The 4,550-nt window shown below is 51.3% G+C and carries 6 protein-coding genes and 1 pseudogene; 2 read left to right on the top strand and 5 right to left on the bottom strand.

Going from position 1 to position 4,550, the window contains the following annotated elements:
• Nucleotides 1–139: 139 nt before the first annotated feature.
• From H7R56_RS27520 to H7R56_RS27500, 5 genes and pseudogenes are all read right to left on the bottom strand, one after another.
• Nucleotides 140–667, bottom strand: a complete 528-nt coding sequence (locus H7R56_RS27520; RefSeq protein WP_016246513.1) for a hypothetical protein — start codon at nt 665–667, stop codon at nt 140–142.
• A 128-nt stretch (nt 668–795) separates the two neighbouring features.
• A complete protein-coding gene (locus H7R56_RS27515; protein ID WP_072048928.1) occupies nt 796–1,011 on the bottom strand; it encodes an MbeD family mobilization/exclusion protein in 216 nt (71 codons plus the stop codon).
• A gap of 3 nt (nt 1,012–1,014) precedes the next feature.
• Nucleotides 1,015–1,500: an MbeB family mobilization protein gene (locus H7R56_RS27510; RefSeq protein WP_061390563.1), complete on the bottom strand. Its 486-nt coding sequence runs from the start codon at nt 1,498–1,500 to the stop codon at nt 1,015–1,017.
• Nucleotides 1,501–1,870: 370 nt separating this feature from the next.
• Nucleotides 1,871–2,188, bottom strand: a pseudogene (locus H7R56_RS28120) (nuclease); the annotation flags it as partial.
• Complete coding sequence (locus H7R56_RS27500; RefSeq protein ID WP_024191642.1) at nt 2,178–2,501, bottom strand: MobC family plasmid mobilization relaxosome protein; 324 nt, start codon at nt 2,499–2,501, stop codon at nt 2,178–2,180. The pseudogene H7R56_RS28120 and the gene H7R56_RS27500, both read right to left, overlap by 11 nt.
• A gap of 633 nt (nt 2,502–3,134) precedes the next feature.
• On the opposite strand from H7R56_RS27500, the gene H7R56_RS27985 reads away from it, so the two are divergent.
• Nucleotides 3,135–3,218 (top strand): replication initiation protein, encoded by an 84-nt coding sequence (locus H7R56_RS27985; protein ID WP_320108824.1) that lies wholly within the window; start codon nt 3,135–3,137, stop codon nt 3,216–3,218.
• A gap of 389 nt (nt 3,219–3,607) precedes the next feature.
• A complete protein-coding gene (locus tag H7R56_RS27495) occupies nt 3,608–4,450 on the top strand; it encodes a DUF3800 domain-containing protein (protein WP_182928888.1) in 843 nt (280 codons plus the stop codon).
• Nucleotides 4,451–4,550: the final 100 nt, after the last annotated feature.

Here is a 4,550-nt window from a genome sequence, read left to right as displayed (position 1 = left end):
GCCATGAACCGCAAAAGAGCACCTCTTACCACGTAAAAACGCCGATAAATGCCCCCCGTAAGTTCTTACGGTATGCATAGTTATGCACGGAAATGAACTGACACTCTGTTCAATGGATTTTCATGCTGTAAGCAGTATTTTAGTCTTCTATGCCCCCTCGAAACACACCTGTTCTTGTGTAGATCTTTTCGACCCAAGATGGTCTTTTATCCGAGTTCATGCAGCCGTACAGGAACACACCTGTTTTGGGTTTATAGCTCCCCCCCTCCTGTGGCTGGTTATCTACAAATGAATAATCAATCTTTTCACCTTTGACTGAAGCACGCCCCCCAACATGAACTAAAGACCAGTGCTCATGCATCACATGGCTTTCAATCAATCCAAATGAAGAAAAACCCCATGAATCAAAAAAGACCTTGAGTCCGTCAGACGCACCAACAGGAGTAATGATTGCAAATTCAACCTGCTCACCAGTACCTTCAAGGTAAGAAGGTTTCTCGACGTTAATTACAGATGCCCCCTTCACCTGATAACCTTTACAGGTAAGATATAAGTCCCTCCCGGCTGACGGTTTTGTATATGTAACGTTGTCGTTATTCTCCGCAGCAGCGACTGTAAATGACATAGCCAAAACCACCGAGACTGAGCAAGCCCAGAAACATTTCATAACGCATCCCTTTTCATTGATTAACTACATTCCAAGCTCAAAACCTTTCTGCCGCTGCGATCGTTCCAGCTCCAGCGCTTTCTGGTGCTGCGCCGCGCGCTCCTGCTCCCGGTGCGCCTCGATGCCATTCAGCCTTGCGACAACCGGCGCAGCTGATCGCTCAAACTCTGCACCTGCCTGCTCAAGCCCGTGACGCGCTCGCTCAGCGCCGCGTTCTCCCGTTGCATAAGCCCAGACATCGTCCGCCATTCCGCGAAGGCGTTCTCCCACTCGTCCAGCCTTTTCGAGTAGTCCTGCTGTAGCTGCTCTAATGCGCTCAGCAACTGTTTTTCCAGTTCCGTCATGTGCTATTTCCCCGCCAGTATCATCCAGCTCGAATCCTCTCCGAATCTTCCCGCTTCCGGGTTCACCCTCACGCAGCGGCGTCTCTCCTCCCCGCAGGTCGTGAGCTGGACGCCGTTGTTCTTCTCTGAAAGCATGGCCTGCGTGCTCTTCTGTTCCTGGATGGTCGTGTAGTTGTCGAGTATCTGTTGCCCCTGCCACCACAGAATGCCCGCGCTCGAGGCGATCAGTAGCGCGGAGACCAGGACTATGGTCAGCCACGTCTGGCTGATCATACGCAGCATCCCTTTCGTGCGTTGGCTCATGGCTGAGGACAGCTTCCGGTCGTGGTCGAGGATGGCGGCGCTGATTCTCTTCTCGCTTTCGCTCAGTTCCGCTCTGACAGACTTCTCGTGCTCGCTGAATGCGGCTTTCAGCATCTCGCCGGTAGTCTGCTGCTGCGCTTTCGATTTCTGCTCTAAGTCCTTCGCCAGCGTTAAAAGACTGTTCATAGATGGCTCCCTTCAGTCGGATGTTTCGCCCCCCGTCAGGGTCGGCAATGCTGATGCTGCTTTTCGTGGTGCGCACCACCTCAAAACCCGCACTTTCCAGCGCCTCAGTGACGTCCTGACGGGTTTTCAGCTCCCCGGATGAGGCAAGGGAAAGTAGGCCGCGCGTAATCGCCTGGGCGGCTTCCTGCTTCGCTTCCGGCAGCGCGGACGGTGTAACCAGCGCCCGCCGGTTTTCCGGCGCGTTCGGGTCGTGCAGCCCCAGTCTGCCGTTCACTATGGTCTGCCAGGCATCAATGCGCGGACGGTCGGCGCGGTCGTAATACGGCTGGAGACGTCTGCCGGTCAGCAGCTCCGTGTTCGGGATCAGGAAGTTCAGCTCCAGCCGCCCTTTGTCCCGGTGCTCAACCCACAGTACGCTGTACTGGTCTTTATCGAGTCCGGGCATCAGAACCCGCTCAAAGCTCGCCATCAGCTTTTCACGCTGGCCGGGCGGCAAATCCTGTTCGGCAAAAGACAGCACGCCGGAGGTGTATTTCTTGGCGTAAGGCGAGGCGTCAATAAGCTCCCGCACTTCCTCCGGCTTACCCTGCAGAACGCTGGCGCCGTCGCGCTGCCGGTCTTTCCCCAGCAGATAATCCACCGGACCGCCGCCACCGCCGCGGCCTCTGGGATGAAACTTAACGATCATCGTCTGCCCCCTTTTCCAGCACGGCGTGCCGCAGCCGCTCGAGTCCGGCATCAATGGCCATCAGCACGGCGACAACCTGCACGCGATCGTGCCCAGTACCGCCACCGGCGTTAACCTGCCGGGCAATCTGGTTGAGGTTGTTACCCATGCCGGCAAGCTGACGAAGCAGCGCCGGCGAGATGGATGGAAGTTTGCCAGCACGCGAGGGCTTTTCGTCCAGGCATATCTGGCGCATCCAGGCCGCGAGTTGTTTACCCTCACAGCGCTCCAGAAGTCGGCGGTGCTCGTCTTCTGTCACCCACATAGTGAGCATTTTGTTGCGCTTTTCTGCCAAACCATCCTCCGGATAACACCGGTTCGGGCGGGAAATTTTTTCCTGTCCGGAGCGGTGTTGGGCAAGCCCGCAGGGCGCGGCAGTACTTTTCAGCGGGTTTCGGGGCGCAGCCCTGAACCAGTCACGTAGCGCTAGCGGAGTGTATACTGGCTTAATATGATAGATCGGAGTGGGGGTTCAGGAAAGTGCTTCATACGGCAAGGGGGAAATGCGGCTGCGGGGCGTAAGTGCAAAATGCCTGTATTGATAAAATGACGCCTCCTCGCTCACTCGGTCGCTATGCTCCTGCCGTGAGACTGCGGCGGGCGTTACCAGCTCAGAAGTAAAGGAGTTGGCTAGTAGCAATCAAATCAAGAAAGGAAGCGGCGTTGCCGTTTTTCCATAGGCTCCGCCCCCCTGACAAGCATCACGAAATCTGACGCTCAAATCAGTGGCGGCGAAACCCGACAGGACTATAAAGATCCCAGGCGTTTCCCCCTGGTAGCTCCCTCGTGCGCTCTCCTGTTCCTGCCTTTCGGTTTGCCGGTGTCATTCCGCTGTTATGGCCGCGTTTGTCTCATTCCACGCCTGACACTCAGTTCCGGGTAGGCAGTTCGCTCCAAGCTGGACTGTATGCACGAACCCCCCGTTCAGTCCGACCGCTGCGTCTTGTCCGGTAACTATCGTCTTGAGTCCAACCCGGAAAGACACGACTAATCGCCATTGGCAACGGCCATTGGTAAACAGGGTGTGCGAGAGATGTATCGAGAGTTCTTGAAGTGGTGGCCTTACTACGGCTACACTGGAAGGACAGATTTGGTGACATGTCTCGCACAAGACTGTTACCACGGTTAGAAAATCTGCCAGGATTAACTAACCTTCGAAAAACCACCTGCCAGGGTGGTTTTTTCGTTTACAGAGCATGAGATTACGCGCTGAAGCCAATGAACTCAATATAATTTTAATGAGACTGAAATGCTTGCATCAATCCTCATGTCATATATAATTTAATCAGAAACGTTAGTTTCTAGTCGAACTTGGGGGCAACTTCAAGGCGACGTTTCCTGAAGCCGCCTATGCGGCTTTAGTTGTTTATGGAGAATAGAATGCACATCATGTACATAGATGAGGCTGGATGCCCGGGTGCACTACCCAGTCCAACAAGCCCCGTCCAACCAATCTTTTTAATATCCGCACTAATCATTGACTCATCAAACCTTTATAAAATAACCAAAGAAATTCTCAACCTAAAAAGGAATATTTACAAGCCAACGCTTAAGTTTGAAGAAAGGCTAAAGATATCAAAGGATGAATTAAAGGGCAGTGATTTAAAAAAAGACCTGAGATACTCAGGAGGCAAATACAAATACAAACAAGCAAAAAGAAGGGCAAAAAGATTTATTGATGAACTTTTAAAGATCCTAGAAAAATATAATGTAAGGATTTTGTCTCGCATATATATAAAACCGCCAGGTGGCATTTTCGATGGCCTATCCGTCTATACATCAGCCGTTCAGTGCTTATACGCTGACTTTAATAATTTTCTATCTGAAAAAGACAGCCAGGGCTTTGTCATAGCTGACAACAGAACCCTGCCGCTTAACGAGGCTCTTTCACACTCTTTGTTCACAGAGAAGAATAAACTATCCGGGGATAAATATCCATTAGTCTGTGAGATGCCTACATTCGGTCAAAGCCACAACCACATAATGCTTCAGATGACAGATATAGTTTCTTCAGCATTGGTTATGCCAATTTCATCTCATAGTTACTGCACAGGTCATGTTTTCAGTGATCATGTTAATGCAGATAACCTAACAATAAAAAACGACTACGCAAATAAAATTAAAAGTCTTTTTTATAGATATATGAAAGATGGAAGAATGAAAGGCGGGCTAACAGTGAATGACAAAATAATGAAAAAAAGCTCATCCCACTTCTTTAAATAGAATAAGAGCACGCCTAAACTCCAATAGGTGTGCTCTTATAAAATATTTACCATAACATCTCTTGTTCGCACCGCCGCAGACAGCCTCAGCACCGTTCTGC

This window comes from Klebsiella sp. WP3-W18-ESBL-02, assembly GCF_014168815.1.
In the GTDB taxonomy this organism is placed as follows: domain Bacteria; phylum Pseudomonadota; class Gammaproteobacteria; order Enterobacterales; family Enterobacteriaceae; genus Kluyvera; species Kluyvera ascorbata_B.
This window is presented reverse-complemented; position numbering and strand designations above follow the sequence as displayed.